The 15,337-nt window shown below is 66.3% G+C and carries 15 protein-coding genes and 4 pseudogenes; 11 read left to right on the forward strand and 8 right to left on the reverse strand.

Features of this window, described 5'->3' with window-relative positions; all coding sequences use genetic code 11:
• Window positions 1-347 precede the first annotated feature (347 nt).
• From AC3FMM_RS17340 to AC3FMM_RS17360, 5 genes are all read left to right on the forward strand, one after another.
• Window positions 348-770: an Hsp20/alpha crystallin family protein gene (locus tag AC3FMM_RS17340; protein WP_488687125.1), complete on the forward strand. Its 423-nt coding sequence runs from the start codon at window positions 348-350 to the stop codon at window positions 768-770.
• A gap of 24 nt (window positions 771-794) precedes the next feature.
• On the forward strand, window positions 795-1,259 hold the full coding sequence (locus tag AC3FMM_RS17345) for a CBS domain-containing protein (RefSeq protein WP_488687126.1): 465 nt from the start codon (window positions 795-797) through the stop codon (window positions 1,257-1,259).
• Window positions 1,260-1,327: 68 nt separating this feature from the next.
• A complete protein-coding gene (locus tag AC3FMM_RS17350; protein ID WP_488687127.1) occupies window positions 1,328-1,975 on the forward strand; it encodes a BON domain-containing protein in 648 nt (215 codons plus the stop codon).
• 64 nt (window positions 1,976-2,039) lie between these two features.
• Entirely contained in the window at window positions 2,040-2,693 is a 654-nt protein-coding gene (locus AC3FMM_RS17355) for a BON domain-containing protein (RefSeq protein WP_488687128.1), read from the forward strand.
• Window positions 2,694-2,789: 96 nt separating this feature from the next.
• Window positions 2,790-5,459 carry a bifunctional acetate--CoA ligase family protein/GNAT family N-acetyltransferase gene (locus AC3FMM_RS17360; RefSeq protein ID WP_488687130.1) on the forward strand — a complete coding sequence of 890 codons (2,670 nt, stop codon included), beginning with the start codon at window positions 2,790-2,792 and terminating at the stop codon, window positions 5,457-5,459.
• A gap of 103 nt (window positions 5,460-5,562) precedes the next feature.
• Here AC3FMM_RS17360 and AC3FMM_RS17365 read toward each other — a convergent pair whose 3' ends face one another.
• From AC3FMM_RS17365 to AC3FMM_RS17375, 3 genes are read right to left on the reverse strand one after another with little or no spacing between them, the layout of a single operon-like run.
• Window positions 5,563-6,042: a cation transporting ATPase C-terminal domain-containing protein gene (locus AC3FMM_RS17365; RefSeq protein WP_488687131.1), complete on the reverse strand. Its 480-nt coding sequence runs from the start codon at window positions 6,040-6,042 to the stop codon at window positions 5,563-5,565.
• A 2-nt stretch (window positions 6,043-6,044) separates the two neighbouring features.
• Complete coding sequence (locus AC3FMM_RS17370; protein WP_488687132.1) at window positions 6,045-6,362, reverse strand: P-type ATPase actuator domain-containing protein; 318 nt, start codon at window positions 6,360-6,362, stop codon at window positions 6,045-6,047.
• On the reverse strand, window positions 6,343-6,675 hold the full coding sequence (locus AC3FMM_RS17375; RefSeq protein WP_488687133.1) for a cation-transporting P-type ATPase: 333 nt from the start codon (window positions 6,673-6,675) through the stop codon (window positions 6,343-6,345). Before AC3FMM_RS17375 ends, AC3FMM_RS17370 begins: the two co-directional genes overlap by 20 nt.
• A 260-nt stretch (window positions 6,676-6,935) precedes the next feature.
• Here AC3FMM_RS17375 and AC3FMM_RS17380 point away from each other — a divergent pair, with 260 nt between their 5' ends.
• Window positions 6,936-7,334: a response regulator gene (locus tag AC3FMM_RS17380; protein WP_488687134.1), complete on the forward strand. Its 399-nt coding sequence runs from the start codon at window positions 6,936-6,938 to the stop codon at window positions 7,332-7,334.
• A 31-nt stretch (window positions 7,335-7,365) separates the two neighbouring features.
• Here AC3FMM_RS17380 and AC3FMM_RS17385 read toward each other — a convergent pair whose 3' ends face one another.
• The 3 genes from AC3FMM_RS17385 to AC3FMM_RS17395 form a co-directional block, all read right to left on the reverse strand.
• On the reverse strand, window positions 7,366-8,013 hold the full coding sequence (locus AC3FMM_RS17385; protein ID WP_488687135.1) for a response regulator: 648 nt from the start codon (window positions 8,011-8,013) through the stop codon (window positions 7,366-7,368).
• A gap of 337 nt (window positions 8,014-8,350) precedes the next feature.
• Window positions 8,351-9,211 (reverse strand): universal stress protein, encoded by an 861-nt coding sequence (locus tag AC3FMM_RS17390; RefSeq protein ID WP_488687136.1) that lies wholly within the window; start codon window positions 9,209-9,211, stop codon window positions 8,351-8,353.
• 45 nt (window positions 9,212-9,256) lie between these two features.
• Window positions 9,257-10,093 carry a universal stress protein gene (locus AC3FMM_RS17395; protein ID WP_488687137.1) on the reverse strand — a complete coding sequence of 279 codons (837 nt, stop codon included), beginning with the start codon at window positions 10,091-10,093 and terminating at the stop codon, window positions 9,257-9,259.
• Window positions 10,094-10,241: 148 nt separating this feature from the next.
• Between AC3FMM_RS17395 and AC3FMM_RS17400 the strand changes: the two are divergent.
• A pseudogene (locus AC3FMM_RS17400) lies at window positions 10,242-10,445 on the forward strand (universal stress protein); the annotation flags it as partial.
• A 22-nt stretch (window positions 10,446-10,467) separates the two neighbouring features.
• Window positions 10,468-10,776: pseudogene (locus tag AC3FMM_RS17405) on the forward strand (alcohol dehydrogenase catalytic domain-containing protein); the annotation flags it as partial.
• Here AC3FMM_RS17405 and AC3FMM_RS17410 read toward each other — a convergent pair.
• Entirely contained in the window at window positions 10,767-11,099 is a 333-nt protein-coding gene (locus AC3FMM_RS17410; protein WP_488687138.1) for a tripartite tricarboxylate transporter substrate-binding protein, read from the reverse strand. The pseudogene AC3FMM_RS17405 and the gene AC3FMM_RS17410 sit on opposite strands and share 10 nt — an antisense overlap.
• Before the next feature lie 432 nt (window positions 11,100-11,531).
• On the opposite strand from AC3FMM_RS17410, the pseudogene AC3FMM_RS17415 reads away from it, so the two are divergent.
• Window positions 11,532-11,752, forward strand: a pseudogene (locus AC3FMM_RS17415) (HU family DNA-binding protein); the annotation flags it as partial.
• A gap of 96 nt (window positions 11,753-11,848) precedes the next feature.
• Here AC3FMM_RS17415 and AC3FMM_RS17420 read toward each other — a convergent pair.
• Window positions 11,849-12,094 (reverse strand): annotated as a pseudogene (locus tag AC3FMM_RS17420) (LysR family transcriptional regulator); the annotation flags it as partial.
• A 753-nt stretch (window positions 12,095-12,847) separates the two neighbouring features.
• Between AC3FMM_RS17420 and AC3FMM_RS17425 the strand changes: the two are divergent.
• Window positions 12,848-14,050 carry an MFS transporter gene (locus AC3FMM_RS17425; protein WP_488687139.1) on the forward strand — a complete coding sequence of 401 codons (1,203 nt, stop codon included), beginning with the start codon at window positions 12,848-12,850 and terminating at the stop codon, window positions 14,048-14,050.
• Window positions 14,051-14,090: 40 nt separating this feature from the next.
• Window positions 14,091-15,203, forward strand: coding sequence for an alkene reductase (locus AC3FMM_RS17430; RefSeq protein ID WP_488687140.1), 1,113 nt, complete (start codon window positions 14,091-14,093; stop codon window positions 15,201-15,203).
• The last annotated feature ends 134 nt before the right edge of the window (window positions 15,204-15,337 follow it).

A 15,337-nucleotide genomic window follows, 5' to 3' on the forward strand; every position in this document is an offset into this window, starting at 1 on the left:
CCGGACTGTGGCCATCCTGTTCCGACCCGCTGTTACCCGGCTGTCGGAGGTCTGCATCTACCTGTGCCAAGTTCTTTTGACCGTAAGTATGGGTGGACACCCGTCCCCTTCCTAGAAGGCTCCGCTGAGTTATTCGTCAGTATTGCGGACCGTCCTGTCAGGCTTCCCTGACACAGGGCTGACCAGGACCCTCGGCGCCCCGGCAGGCGGTATGCCAGACATCTGGTTTTGCCCGGGAGCGCGACCGCAATCTCCTATCGGCTTGATGCAAGACAAGTCGAAATGCCCGGCGCTTGCCAGAGTAGAAGGACCCGGCTGGCAGTGTTGCCGCTTTTCTGGAGACTACGATGAGCAATATCCGACGCAATGACCCGTTCTCGATCGAACCGCTTGGCGACATGCTGCAGGGCATGTTCCGCAACCTGAGGCTGGGCGCGGAAGCCGACCTGCCCTTCAAGGTTGACGTGACGGAATCCGACGCCAGCTATGCCATCACCGCGGACTTGCCGGGCGTGAAGAAGGAAGATATCAACGTCAGCGTGGATCGCGGCACGGTCATGATTACCGCCAAGCTGGAGAAGGCGTCCGAGGTCAAGGAAGGCGATCGCGTGATTCGTCAGGAGCGTTATAGCGGCGCGATGCAGCGGGCCTTCACCCTGGACGGCAACATCGACACAGACAATATCGATGCCAGCTTCCAGGACGGCGTGCTGCGGGTCGTGCTACCCAAAAAGGAAGCGTCGCCGCAGCAGCGCGTAACCATCCGCTGAAGCGGCGCGGACAAGGAGAATGTCATGCGGGTTCAGGATATCTGCTCCGCCAAGGCCGTTCACGTACCGCTGTCTTGCACGCTGCAGGAAGCGGCGGTGCAGATGCGGGACCGCCATGTCGGCGCGCTGATCGTCACGGAAAATTCCCCCAATGGCACGCGCGCGGTCGGCATGGTTACCGACCGGGACATGGTCACCGGTGCCGCGGCCAGCGGCTCCGACCCCTGCCACACCGAGGTCATCGACGTGATGACGCGCGGGCTCGTCGCCATCTCGCAGGACGCCGCGTTAACCGACGCGATCCAGATGATGCTGTCGCACGGCGTCAGGCGCCTGGCGGTTCTCGACCACGAAGCCGTGAGCGGCGTGATTTCGCTCGATGATCTGCTCGGCGCGTTGGCGGCCGACTGGGGCATGATCGCCGCGCTTATTCGCAACGAGCTGCAACGCGAACGCTCAGGCAGCATCCAGTCGACGTTGCACGCGTGATGCGGCATGTGGTGTGGCTTTTATGAACGGCGCCGTATTGCGGCGCCCGCTTTCTGGAAGAGATCAAGATGAAAACCGATCATCAGATTCAAAAGGAAGTGAGCGAAGAGCTCGACTGGGACCCGTCGATTGACGCCGCGGCCATCGGGGTTGAAGTCAACGAGGGCATCGTCACGCTTAACGGCCATCTGGGCAGCTACGCCGCCAAGCTGGCGGCCGAACGCGCTGCGGAGCGCGTTGCCGGCGTGCGCGCGGTGGTCGTCAAGCTGGACGTGCATGCACCCGGTGCACTTGCGGACGAGTCCATTGCCGCAGCGGCTCGGGAAGCGCTGCAGTGGCATGTACATATTCCCCCGGATGCCGTCATGGTCCGCGTCGAGCGCGGGTGGGTGACGTTGTCCGGAGAAGTGAACTGGGGCTATCAGAAGCGGCTGGCCGAGCGTACCGTGGGCCAATTGCGGGGCCTCGTCGGCCTTGTCAACAACATTCGCCTCAACGCCACCGCCGTGCCTCCCGACATCGAGAGACGGATCGAAGACGCCTTGAAGCGGCACGCCTCACGCGAAGCACACCACATCACCGTCAAGGTGGAAGGGGGCACGGCCACACTCTCGGGAGAGGTCGATTCCCTGGCGGACCGCCGCGCCGCAGTGGGTGCGGTATGGTCCGCACCGGGCATCTCGGCAGTGATTGACCAACTCGAAACCAGGCCGTGACTCGCGTCTGCCTCTTATGAGGCAGAGCGCCCAGTGGCCCAAAGCGATGAAGGGAACAGGCGATATGCAAGGCGATATCCAACTCAAGCAGCGTGTCGTGGAAGCGCTGTCCTGGGATCCGGCCGTCGAGGCCGCCGAGGTCGGCGTCCAAGTCCGCGACGGCGTGGTCACGCTGACCGGCCACCTCGACAGCCATGCGGCCAAGTATGCGGCAGAGGATGCTGTCCGGGGCGTCGCAGGCGTGAAGGCGATCGCGGTAGAGATCGATGTGCGCCTGCCCAGCGAGTGCCGGCGCACGGACGCCGATATTGCGCGCGCGGCCAGCAATATCCTGGCGTGGACGTCCATGGTGCCGGTTGATAGCATTCGTGTCATGGTCGAAGATGGTTCGGTCACCCTGACTGGCACGGTTGACTGGAACTACCAGCGCATGGCGGCCCAACGCGCGGTGGCGGGGCTGTACGGCGTGGTCGGCGTGACGAACGCGATCGTGGTCCAGCCGTCGGTCCAGCCACAGGACGTCAAGGACCGCATCCAGCGGGCGATCGAGCGGCAGGCTACGGATGATGCGGCGCACGTCGCCGTCGAGGCCAAGGACGGCGTGGTCCGGCTGCGCGGCAGCCTGCGCACCTGGGCCGAACGCGAGGCGGCGCTGGAGGCAGCGTGGGCCGGGCCGGGCGTGATCGCCGTGGAAAACGACATCCTGGTCAACTTATAAGCACACGACCGCGCCATGGGACGGCAGCCGCCGCGCCGGTACCCGCGACGGACTTCTGCCAGACTTCGACCTGCGTTCACTGGCAGACTACCCGTCATGACAATCCGCAATCTCGATGCGCTATTTCGCCCAAGATCGGTGGCTTTGGTGGGGGCGACAAGGCGGCCGCTCAGCGTCGGCGCCACGGTGCTGGACAACCTGATGGCGAGTGGCTTCACTGGCCCGGTGTATCTGGTCAACCCCAAGTACGCGACGCTCGCCGGCGTGCCCTGCTATCCGTCGATCGGGGCTCTGCCCGCGCCGCCCGACCTCGCCATCCTCTGTACGCCCGCGGCCACCATCCCAGGTCTTGTCGCCGCCCTCGGTGCGATCGGCACGCGCGCGGCGATTGTGCTCAGCGCGGGCTTCGAGGGGCCGGCGGACAGTGCCGCCGGCGCTATGCGCCAGGCCGTTCTGGACGCAGCACGGCCCCACCTGCTCAGGGTCCTGGGACCGAACTGCCTGGGCCTGATCGCTCCGGGCGTACGCCTCAATGCGAGCTTCGCGCCAGGTGCGGCCATCGCAGGCACCCTGGCATTCGCTACCCAGTCCGGCGCGCTGGCCACGGCGGTGCTTGACTGGGCGAGATCGCGGCAGATCGGCTTCTCTCACTTCATTTCGCTGGGCGACAGCGCCGACGTGGATGTGGCCGATGTACTCGACTACCTGGCCCGCGATAGCGCCACCCGCGCCATCCTGCTCTATATCGAGGCGGTCCGGCACGGCGCCAGGTTCATGTCGGCGGCACGCGCGGCGGCGCGCAGCAAGCCTGTACTGATTATCAAGGGCGGGCGTAGCGCGCAGGCGTCACGCGCCGCCGCTTCCCATACGGGCGCGCTTGCCGGTACGGACGGCGTCTACGACGCAGCGATCCGGCGAGCCGGCATGTTGCGGATCGATACCACCGAGGCGCTGTTCGACGCGGTCGAGATGCTGGCCCGGCTGCACGGTGTGCGCGGGGCCAGGCTGGCTATCCTGACCAACGGTGGCGGCGCCGGCGTGATGGCCATCGACGCCCTCGCGGACGGCGGCGGCACGCTGGCCAGCCTCTCTGACCAGACGCTCGCAAGGCTCGACGAGGTGCTTCCCGCGACGTGGCCACGCGCGAACCCCATCGACATCATCGGCGACGCCCCGGTCCGGCGCTACCAGGAAGCGCACGCCATTCTTTGCGATGCCCCCGAGGTCGACGCCGTGCTGATGATCCATGCCCCAACTGCGATCGTGCCAGCGGCGGAAATCGCTGCCGCGCTGGTCAGCGCGCCGCCCGGGCGAAAGCCCCTGATGACGGCGTGGCTCGGCGGTGAGACGGTGCAGCAGGCGCGCCAGCTGTGCCAGCGTGCCGGCCTGCCGACCTTCGAGACGCCGGAACAAGCCGTGCGCGCCTTCCTGCAGGCATGCGAGTACTACGCAAACCAGCAACTGCTGATGCGCACGCCACCCGCCGACGACACCTCGAGGCCGACCGACAAGGTCTTGGCGCGCGGGATAGTCGCCGCTGCCCTGAGCGGTGGCAGAAAGATGCTGATGGAACCAGAGGCGAAGGCAGTACTGGCTGCCTACGGCATCCCGGTGGTGCCGACCGAGACCGCACACAGTGTCGAAGACGCCGTCCACAAGGCCGCTGGCCTTGGCTATCCGGTTGCACTGAAGATCCTTTCCCCCGATATCACCCACAAATCGACCGCTGGCGGCGTAGCGCTGGGACTCGCCGACGCCGCCGCAGTGCGCAGCGCGGGCCATGACATGCTGGCACGAATCCGCCAGGATCTTCCGGAGGCACGGCTGGACGGGTTCACCATCCAGTCGATGGTCAGCCACAGCGACAGCTTCGAACTGATCGCCGGGGTCGCGACAGACCGCGTGTTCGGACCGGTCCTGCTGTTCGGGCACGGCGGCGTCGGCACCGAGCATATCCGCGACACGGCTGTTGCGCTGCCGCCGCTCGATGCGCTGCTCGCGCATGACCTGATATCGCGCACCCGCGTCGGCCGCTTGCTGAAAGGCTGGAGAGGGCATCCGGGCATCAACCGGGAGCAACTGATCGACGTCCTGGTGCAGTTGTCGCGCATGGTTTGCGACATCCCGGAGATCGTCGAACTCGATGTTAATCCCCTGCTGGCGAGCCCCCATGGCGTCATCGCGCTCGACGCACGCATCGCCGTGGCAGTCCCGTCCGGAGCGGAGCCGCGACTGTCGATCCAGCCCTATCCGGAGGCGCTGGAGGAGCGCATCACCTGCAATGGGCGCAGCTACGTCATACGGGCGGTGCGGCCAAGCGACGAAGCATCATACCAAGCATACTTCCGTCAGCTCACGCCGGAGGATGTCCACGCGCGCTATTACTGCGCCTTCCGTGAACCCGACCACGACCAACTCGCCCGCCTGACGCAGATCGACTATGCGCGCGAGATGGTCTTCATCATCACCACCACGGATGCGTCGGGGCAGTGCAGCATGCTGGGCGAGGTGCGTGCTGTAGCCGACCCGGACAATGCACAGGCCGAGTTCGGCATTGCCGTGCGCTCGGATTGCCACGGACAGGGCTTGGGCAAGTTGTTGCTCGACAAAATGGTGCGCTACGCGCGCTCAAGAGGTACCGGCGCGCTGGTGGGATCCACCTTGCGGCACAATGCTGCCATGCTGGCACTGGCACGCAGCTGCGGATTTACCGTCAAGGCCGCCCCCGGCGACGAATGCGTCAGCCTGCATCTTGCCCTCGTTTGAGCGAACGGCCGCAGGTCGGTGCGCAAGCGCGCCCTTTCGAACGCCTGGCGCCCCGGATTCCATTCCGGTCCAGATGGCCCACGCTTGCCGCTCCTTGCGCTGGCTAGGGTTTCAGCCGCTTCCCGGCCGCCGTGCCGGTCATTCCGGGCTCGCATCGCAGGGGCGGCGCTGAACCGGTGTCGCCAGGCATCGGGGTCGCGGTGCGCCGCTTGCGCCCGAGCCGCTTGCCCAGCTCCATCGCCACCAGAAGCATCGATGCAAGGACCAGCAGCCCAACCCAGGTCACGCCGGTAACGGGGGCGATGCGAAGCGTGTCACTCGGTCCGTGCAGGTACATCGCGCTGACGTGCTCGCCCAGCGCCACCATCACGCTCGTGACCAGAAGCGTGTTGGCGAAGAATCCCAGCCTTAACATCGAGCGATGCTCGGACCGGCTGTTCACGGACCGGCTGTTCGCGGTCTGCACGTTTTCCGCCAGCAGGAAGGACAGCGGCAGCAGGTTGCACGCAGTATCCACCGGATAGCGCGCTAGGATCCAGGGATAGAAGCCCGAGAATGCCCCCGACCCGCCGCGGCCACGCATCACTATGGTCCCGGCAAAGGCGAGGCATGGCGGTTCGTCTGCCGCGCCCTTGGCGGGCCGCCTGTCGGGCGTGACGGGCAAGCCTTGCGCACCGGCAGGGATTCCGCCGTCAGCAGCGATTCATCGCATTGCAGCTCGATGGCTTCGATCAGCACCAGATTCGCCGGGGCGCGGCCATCCGCCTCCAGCAGGACCAGATCGCCGGGCACCAGTTCGCCCGCCTCGATCTGCCGCTGCTCGCCATCGCGGATCACCGTCGCGACAGGCTGCTCCAGGCTACGCAGTGCGGTGGTGGCCTTGTCAGCCGTATGTTCCTCCACGGTGCCAATGATGCCGTTGAGCAGCAGGACGGCGCCAATGAATGTGGCGTCCTGGATGCCCCATCGCCACGGATATCACCGTGGCGACGAGCAGGATATAGATCAGCGGACTGCGGAACTGATGCAGGAATACCGCTGCGATCGGCCGCGATCGGGATTGCGGCAGTGCATTCCGCCCGAGCGCGGCTAACCTTGCAAGCGCTTGCGCCGCGGTCAGGCCCTCGGTCTGGTGTTCCGGCCCGTTCAGGCCGGGGTTACCGTGCCCGGCGCAGTTCGTGTGACGACCTGCCAACGGCTTTTCGTCCTGGTGCATGGCCATTGGTGTCATTGGTTCGCCGCGGCCGCCCGGTCGCGGCTGTGCCGGCCAATGAAGCGTAGGCCATGTTACCTGGTAACGGTTGACTTCCGTCAATGCTGCGAACGTTCGAGGTGTGCATCGCAAGGTGCCCTGTCCACATCCGGCCCGGTCAAAGCGAGGCTGTCAGGAAATCCTGACAGACTCTTCTCCGGCCCTGACTCAAGCTTCAGCCTCCACCTATTTCGCACGGACCGGATAGCGTCGACACTAGTCACATGCCCGATGCCAATCTCCCTCACCTCCCAACGCTGTACCTCGTCGAGCCCTCGGGTTCGCTGCGGTCGCGGCAACTGAGCATGCTGGCGCGCATTTCCGGCATCCGAGTGATCGCAGCCGGCGCCAGTGCCAGCGGCGAACTGGCCAGCCTTACCCACTATCGCCCCGACATCGTGGTGATCGGATTGCGCAGCGCCAGCGCGCGGGCGCTGCACGACATCCGGACGATCCGCTCGGCCCTGCCGCACTGCGTACTGGTGGTCCTGGTCGATCCGCTGGCGCAACCGCTTCGGCATGCCTGCCTGAAAGCAGGTGGCGATTATTGCTTCGACCGGACCCTGGAGCTGGGAGCCCTGCGCTCCACGCTCGACCGGCTGGCGGCCAGCGCATGCCATTGATGCTGCGTGGTCCTGTCGGATCGTGGAGGTCCTACAGATCCGCGTCTTCGTCGAACAGGTGGTTGCGCATCGCGTAGCGCAACAGCATGGCCTCGTTCGACATTCGCATCTTTTCCATCAGACGCATCTTGTAGGTACTGACCGTCTTTGCGCTGACACACATGGCAGCAGCGATGGCCGTGATGGGCTCTCCCATCACCAGGCGCCGGTACACTTCGAGTTCCCGGTCCGACAGCCGAAGGTGCGGCAGGTCGTCGGTCTGGTCCTTGATGCCACTGGCCAGCTTGGCAGCCATGCCCTGGCTGACGTAAGTGCCGCCGCGCGCGACCTGTTCGATCGCCGATACCAGTTCGGTCGCCGCACTCTCCTTGGTCAGATAACCGGCCGCTCCCGCCTGGAAGGCACGCACAATGTACTGCTCTTCGGCATGCATGGTAAGCACCAGGATGCGCAATGCCGGCGCTTCGGCACGCAGCAGCCTGATGAGCTCCAGCCCGCTCCGACCCGGCATGGACAGATCCAGCAACAGTACTTGCGGGCTGCAGTCCCTCACCATTTTCGGTACCTGGGAGCCGTCGGCGGCTTCGCCGACCACCTGGAACATCCCGGCCCGTTCCAGGATATGCCGCAATCCGTCGCGCACCACGGCATGGTCGTCCGCAATCATCACGCGTGTCATGCCTTGCCTCCCACGTCGCCAGGCCAGCGCGCTGCCAAGCGGAAAGCCCGCCAGACCGCCGAGCAGTCAAAGCGCTCGCGCTCCCCGCTTTCTACACGGAATTCAGCGGAGCGAGCCATTCGACTATAGGTTTTGTGCTGGCAAGGCAAAAGTCCCGGGGCAATAGTGCCTTTTGCGCCACATCTTAAGCTGCCTCGGGTCCGGCGCCCGTCGTTTGCCGGGGAGCATTACCGCGCCATGGCCGAAGGTTACCGAACCATGCGCAACGGTGCTGTGGGATGGGTCACATTCGTCGACGCGCCCACCAGCGAATGCCGCCGGCGCGCGCGTCGACCCGTTAGTGCGCCATGAAGACCGGAAACGCGGACTGGCGTAGCAGGCTGCGAGTCGACCCGCCCAGCACCAGTTCGCGCAAGCGCGAGTGGCCATAGCCACCCGCGACCAGCAAGCCAGCTTGCACGGCCGCGACGAGCCGGGGCAGCAATTCGTCCGGGTCGCCCTGTTCCACGTGCAGGTCGGCCTCGATTCCGTGGCTGGCCAGCCACGCCACCAGGCGCTTGCCGCTCTCGTGGCTGGCGTCGCTTTCATGGGAGGCTTCAGCAAGCGGCTCGCGGCCCTCGTGCGCCGACACCACCACGAGGACGGACACCGCCGCGGCACGCGCGAGCCACGGCATCGCGTCTGCGACCGCCCGGGCCGCTGCCCGCGAGCCATTCCACGCGATCGCGATGCGGCACTCCGGTGCGGGAGCAGCCAGCCCAGGCAGCAGCAAGATGGGCCGTCCGGCTTCCAGCATCACAAACTCGGCAACGCCCGGCAGCCCGACCGGGACATCGGTATGCACAGAAGGCGGCCCGGGCAGGACGAGATCGGCGAAGCGCCCGTGCATTGCCAGTGCCCAGCCCGCTTCGGCCTGAACCACGACATGCCGCGTTGGAACGGTTGGCGAGACGCCGCCGACGCCCTCGCGCAGCGCTTCATGGTGCCGTCCAGCCAGGCTCTGCAGCTTCTCACGTGCCAGGGCGGCATAGTGTCCAGCCTCTTCGCCTGTACTCCGAAATGGCTCCAGTTGCGTGCCGGTTGCCGTCAGTCCCACCACGCTGCCGCCCGTTGCCGCGGCCAGCCGTGCCGCGCTTTCGATGCGGGCCTTGCGCGTCGGCCCATCGGTCAGGTCGACTAGAAGGGTCTTGAAGTCCATGGTGCTTTGCCTCCCCGGGCCGCTGCAAATGCTGGCGAAGCGCGCTCAGCGCGAGAACATCACCGGCACCGTCATGGAGTCGAGCAGCGTCCTGGTAACGCCGCCCAGCACGCGTTCCCGCATCCGGCCATGCCCATAGGCGCCCATCACGACCAGGTCTGCGTCGAAGTCGGACGCGCGCGTCAGGATCAGCTCACCCACCGTCATGTCGGTGCCACCGGGCCCGTGTTCGATCTCGACCGCGACACCGTGGCGCTCCAGCAGGCGCGCGGCATGCGCGACCGGCGTTGCGTCGGGCCTGGCGTTGTCGGTTGCCGTGTGCGCGCACAAGATGTGTGCGCGCGCGCCGGCGAGGAACGGTATCGCGTCGTGCAGCGCGCGGGCCGCTTCGCGGCTGCCGTTCCAGGCGACCACCGCGCGGGTGCCCAGGGTCTCGAACGTGCCGGAGGACGGCACCACCAGCGTGGGCCGGCCGCTTTCCAGCAGCAGCGCCTCCAGCAACTGCTTCCCGTCTGTGCCGTCTGCGCTGTCAGCGTCATATTGCGCCGCCACGAGCAACCCGGCATCGCGCGCTTCGCGTAAAGCGGACGCCACGGAAGCGCGCTCGGGCACGCGCCATTCCGCAGCCACGGGCAGTGCGTCCGTGCGGGAGAGGAAATGGCCGCGCACCGCCTCCCGCACCGCCTCGTGGCGGGCCATGTCCTCCTCGAAATAGCGCTGTGCATTCTCCATCCGGTAGCACCACGCCGGCTCGGGGACGAAGCCTGCATAAAGGCCGATCAACGGACAGCTATGCGTCACCGCAAGCCGCCCGGCCAGTGCAAGCCGCTGCGTCGCCTGCCGGCCGCTGTCAAGATGTACCAGGATGCTGTCGCAGGCCATGATCGAAGTCTCCCGTGAGAACGACTCCATGGCAGTCTAGGCAGGCGTGCGGGCCACAGGTTGACGCAAATCAATGAGGCCGAAAGCGCTTGCGTGGCTTGAGTTGGCGCATGAAGTACAGAACCTTGATGCCTGAATCCTTCACTTTCAACTGGACGAAAAGCCGGTGGCGCCGGGCAAGATCTCGGCGACCATTGTTGCCGACGCCGATGCCTGGAGCGCCGATCTGATCGTGCTCGGCACGCATGGGCGTCGCGGCGTCAGGCGCCTGTTAATTGGCAGCGTGTCGGAAGGCGTGCTCGCCAAAGCGAGCAAACCCGTGCTGCTGGTCCGCAGCGAAATTGAAGGATAACCCTTCCGCCGCCCTGCGCCCCATGTCCAGCCAGAGCATGCGAGCGATGGTCTTCGAGGGCGCCGGCCTGCCGCTGCGCCTTCGTCAACCGCCGGTGCTGGAGCCCGGTCCCGGCGAAGTCCGCATCGCCGGGATGGCCTGCGGCGTGTGCCAGACCGACCTGCATATTGTCGATGGCGACCTGCGCCATCCCAAGCCGGCACTCATCCCGGGACATGAGATCGTCGGACTGGTGGACGCATGCGGCGCCGGTGTCAGCGCCTTCCGTCCGGTCGAACGCGTCGGCGTGCCATGGCTGGGACATGCGTGCGGCGCGTGCCGCTATTGCCTTATGGTGCCGCTGGCGCCGGGGCGGTTGTCGATGATCACCGACTGGTCCAGGCGCTTGCGCAGGCCCTCCTGCGTCTGGCGCGCGACCTTGTCGACCACGCCGCCAGCGGGAAACGGCACGATCAGCGTGACCGGCTTGGCCGGCCAGCTCTCGGCCGCGGTCGCCGCGGCGGGCAGGGCCAGGGCAGCCAGCGCCGGGGCCAGCCACCGGACGCCCGGCGCTGGCGGCGCCGCCAGCGGGACCATAAAACGTTGTTTGCGTACAGTTGCCGTCTCCATTTGCTTCACCTCGGTTTGCATTGCCTTGTTTTGTGGCGGGCACATTGCACCTATTGCTTTCTGGGCAAAGATGAGAGGCCGCTTTTTTTGCCGATCCAATAATATGGGCCGCTGCGGCGGGCGATAAGACCTTCGCACTGCCTAATGCCTTTGCGGCCAAAGCAAAGATATTGGCACTGGGCCCGCACTAGCCGCGCGCTCGCCGAGCGGTGTCTGCTGGTGCAGTCGACCGCACGCGAGCCGGCCGGGCTTGCCCAGTGCAGTGTCGTGCCAGCAGCTGTCCAATCACCGCGCTGCTGACCGGGCTGGCGATGCTGGCGTTCGCGGGCAATTCGCTCCGGCGCCGAAACCTTCACGCGGGCGCGCGGCGGCCCCGGCGGCGGTGTTGTGGCTGAACGTGATGGAGCTGCGGCAGGGGGACGCCACGGCGCGGGCGCCTGCCGTTGGGCGGCAACTGAGAATCGGCGCTGGCGCTGTTCTGCAGCGAAGAAGGCTGCGCCGGCAAAGGACTCTGCTCCCGCCAAGAAGGCCGTGCCAACGGCGCCCCGATTGCGAAGCCGATCAAAGACACGTTCAACAAGTCGAGCCTGCAGGCGCGCCTAGTCGAGCAGACCCAAATGCACAAGAAGCCCGTCCAGACAGTGCTGGCTCACCTGGAGAACACCATCGTTAGCGCCATCCACAAGAAGGGTGGGGGAGTTCAGCAAAAGAAAAAGTCCGGAAACCTTTCGACTTCGTGGGCTGTTTTGCATCTACTGTAGCGTCAGAACAGCAACGGCTTCAGTGTGGCGGCCTGCCCCTTGGTGGCCGATCCGCTCGTACAGCACCACTAGTTCCTCGGCCAGCGCCAGCGTTTCGCGGCCTTCTATGTTCAGGCGGGCTGAGCGGCCGGTGCGGTCGAACACCGCATAGCCGAGTTCGGATTCCAGCCGCTGGATCTGCGCACTGACGGCCGACTACGTCAGGCCAACGTGCGCGCCGGCGTTGGCGAAGGTGCCGTGGCGAGCGATGCGCGCATCGAAGGCGGCTCCCTTGAACACCCTTGCACCCGCCCTCGCCAGCCTGGTGACCGCGCACCCGATCCCTTTCTGCAGCTGATCCATGACTACGAAACAGCGCGCATGGTGGTTGACCCCGTGCTGCTTCTCGGCGACGCGGCGTCTTGTGGCGCGGCCCCACCCGGCGCCTGCGCGGGCACGGCGGCCGCCAACGCACTGGCGCTGAGCGCGTGCGCTAGACAGCCACGCCGGCGATATCGATACCGCGCTGTCGCACTGGGAGCGCGACCAATTGCCCGCGGACCGCCGCTTGGTGCGCTGGGGATCGTACTGGGTCGCCGGATCATGGAGGCGGTCCCCGCGACGCAATGACGTGCGCCATGGCTCTAACCAGGACTGGACGGAGCAAGCGATGGACGAGAACGAAAGTCTGTGGCTGATGTACGGCTGGATTGCACTGGCCGTCATGAACGTGATCTTGCATGCGGTGGCGTTCCTGCAGTAGGCGTCCTGAGATGCCGCCGATTGCCCCGCCTTCCGGAGCCGTTGTCATGAGAGATCTTCCTGCGCCGGTGCACGCGGCACCGGGAAAGCCTGTGGAGCGCATGCACGCAGCGCACGCCAAGCTGCGCCTGCTATGCGCACCGGCCACCCTCTGATTATCCAATGATAATTACGCGCCACCCTGAGATGAAGGCGTTGCATGTCGCGCAACGCTGACTTGCTCGTCGCTGTGATTCAAATTGCCCTTGGCGGCACCTAAGCTTTCGACACCGCAACCCGAAACACAAAGCCATGGAATCCACACCCTCCCCAACGCTGCATGGCCCCGGCCATGCAACCGCGCCGATGTCCGGCGCGCTGGTCGCCCTGTTCGCGCTGTGCGCCGGCGTGCTGGTCGCCAATCTTTACTACGCCCAGCCGATCATCGAGCTGATTGCCCCGGCGGTCGGCCTGTCCGCGCAGAGCGCCAGCATGATCGTGTCACTGACCCAGATCGGCTATGCCGTCGGGCTGTTCTTCCTGGTGCCGCTGGCCGACCTGCATGAAAACCGGCGCCTGCTGATCATCAGCGGCGTGGCCGCGGCCATCAGCCTTGTCGGTGCCGCCATGTCAGCACAGCCGCATGTGTTCCTGCTGGTATCGCTGTTGCTGGGCCTGAGCTCCGTCAGCGTGCAGATCCTGATCCCGCTGGCTGCGCATCTGGCGCCCGAAGCGCTGCGTGGCCGCACGGTGGGCACGATCATGGCCGGGCTGCTGTCCGGCATCCTGCTGTCGCGGCCGCTGTCCAGCATGCTGGCCGAATTCTTCGGCTGGCGCGCCGTCCTCTACATCGCCGCCGCAATGACGCTGGCCACGGTGGCGATCATCGTCACGACGCTGCCGCGCCGCGAGCCGCAGCATCGTGCTACCTACGGCAGCCTGCTGGCGTCGCTGTGGCACCTGTTCACGCGATTCGCCGTGCTGCGCCAGCGCTCGCTGTACCAGGCGCTGTTGTTTGCCGCATTCAGCCTGTTCTGGACCGCCGCGCCGCTGGAACTCGCCGGCCGTTACGGGCTGTCGCAATCGCAGATCGGCGTGTTCGCCCTAGTCGGCGCACTGGGCGCCATCGCGGCGCCTGTGGCCGGGCGCCTAGCCGACGCGGGCCACACGCGCATCGCCTCATATATCGCGATGGCCGCGGCAGCCCTCAGTTTTGTCCCGGGACTTGTTGGCGGCTCCGGTGGGCTGTACTGGCTCGCACTGACCGGCATCGTGCTCGACTTTTCCGTGCAGATGAACATGGTGCTCGGCCAGCGTGCGATCTACGCGCTCGATGCCACCAGCCGCGCACGCCTGAACGCACTTTATATGACCGCCATCTTTGCCGGCGGCGCGGTGGGCTCGGCACTGGCCAGCACGCTCTACACGCATCTCGGCTGGTCCGGCATCGTCGCCGCCGGCAGTGGCCTTGCCGTGGTCTCGCTGGCAGCGCTGGCACTGGCTTCGCGCCGCTGAGGCCGTGTCTTTTCGAAATTCGTCAACAGGAGTCGCTGTCATGACATCCCATCTGTTCGCGCCCATCACGATCGGGGCCCTGCAACTGAACCACCGCGTGGCCATGGCGCCGCTGACGCGCTCGCGCGCCGGCCAGCCGGGCAACGTGCCCAGCGCCATGAATGTGGAGTACTACCGGCAACGTGCGTCGGCGGCGCTGATCATTACCGAGGCCACGCAGATTTCCCAGCAGGGGCAAGGCTATGCCTGGACGCCCGGCATCCATAGCACCGAGCAGGTCGAGGGCTGGCGCGCCGTGGCGGACGCCGTGCATGCCGAAGGAGGCCGGATCTTCCTGCAGCTCTGGCATGTCGGCCGCGTTTCGCACCCGTCCTTCCAGCCCGGCTGCGCCCTGCCGGTGGCGCCGAGCGCGCTGCCCGTGCCGGGCAAGACCTTCATCGTCGACGCGGATGGCAACGGCGTGTGGAGCGAGATCCCGACACCGCAGGCACTGACCGCTGCAGCGATCGCAGCGATCGTGCAGGACTACCGGCGGGCAGCGCGCAACGCGATCGACGCGGGCGTGGATGGCGTCGAGATCCATGCGGGTAACGGCTACCTGCTGGACCAGTTCATCAACTCGGAAAGCAACCACCGCACCGACGCCTATGGCGGCAGCATCGAGAACCGCGCCCGCTTCCTGCTGGAAGTGGTAGACGCCGTGGCCAAGGAAATCGGGGCGCAGCGCGTGGGCGCACGTCTCACACCGATGGGACGCTTCATGGGCATGAGCGATGACACGCCAGAGGCCACCTTCGGCTACATCGCGCAACGCCTCAATGACTGGCCGCTGGCGTACTTGCACCTGGTCGAGCCGGCGATGGTAGGGACCGTCAAGGACGAGGCCGCCGATCCGCGCTGGGACGGCATGATTCTCGCAATGCGGGCGGCATACCGCGGCGTGCTGATGCTGGCAGGCGGGTACGATGGCAAGTCCGCGGAGCAGGCGATCGCCGACGGCCGCGCCGACATCATCGCGTTCGGCCGGCCGTTCATCGCCAATCCCGACCTGCCCCGTCGCCTCAGGGCCCAGTCCTCGCTGAACGCGCCCGATGCCGCCACGTTCTTCGGTGGCACGGCTGTCGGCTACACCGACTATCCGGCGCTGGCCTGAGCCATGCCGCGGCAAAGCCGGGCCTTACCGAGTCCGGCGTTGGCGCGGCGACCGACGACGCCACCAGTCCCATGCGCCTGCCCGCCGCCAAAAAGCTGCCGGCGCGCGCCACATTGGAGACAAGTTCCAAGATG

Source organism: Cupriavidus sp. 207A1 (genome assembly GCF_057798955.1).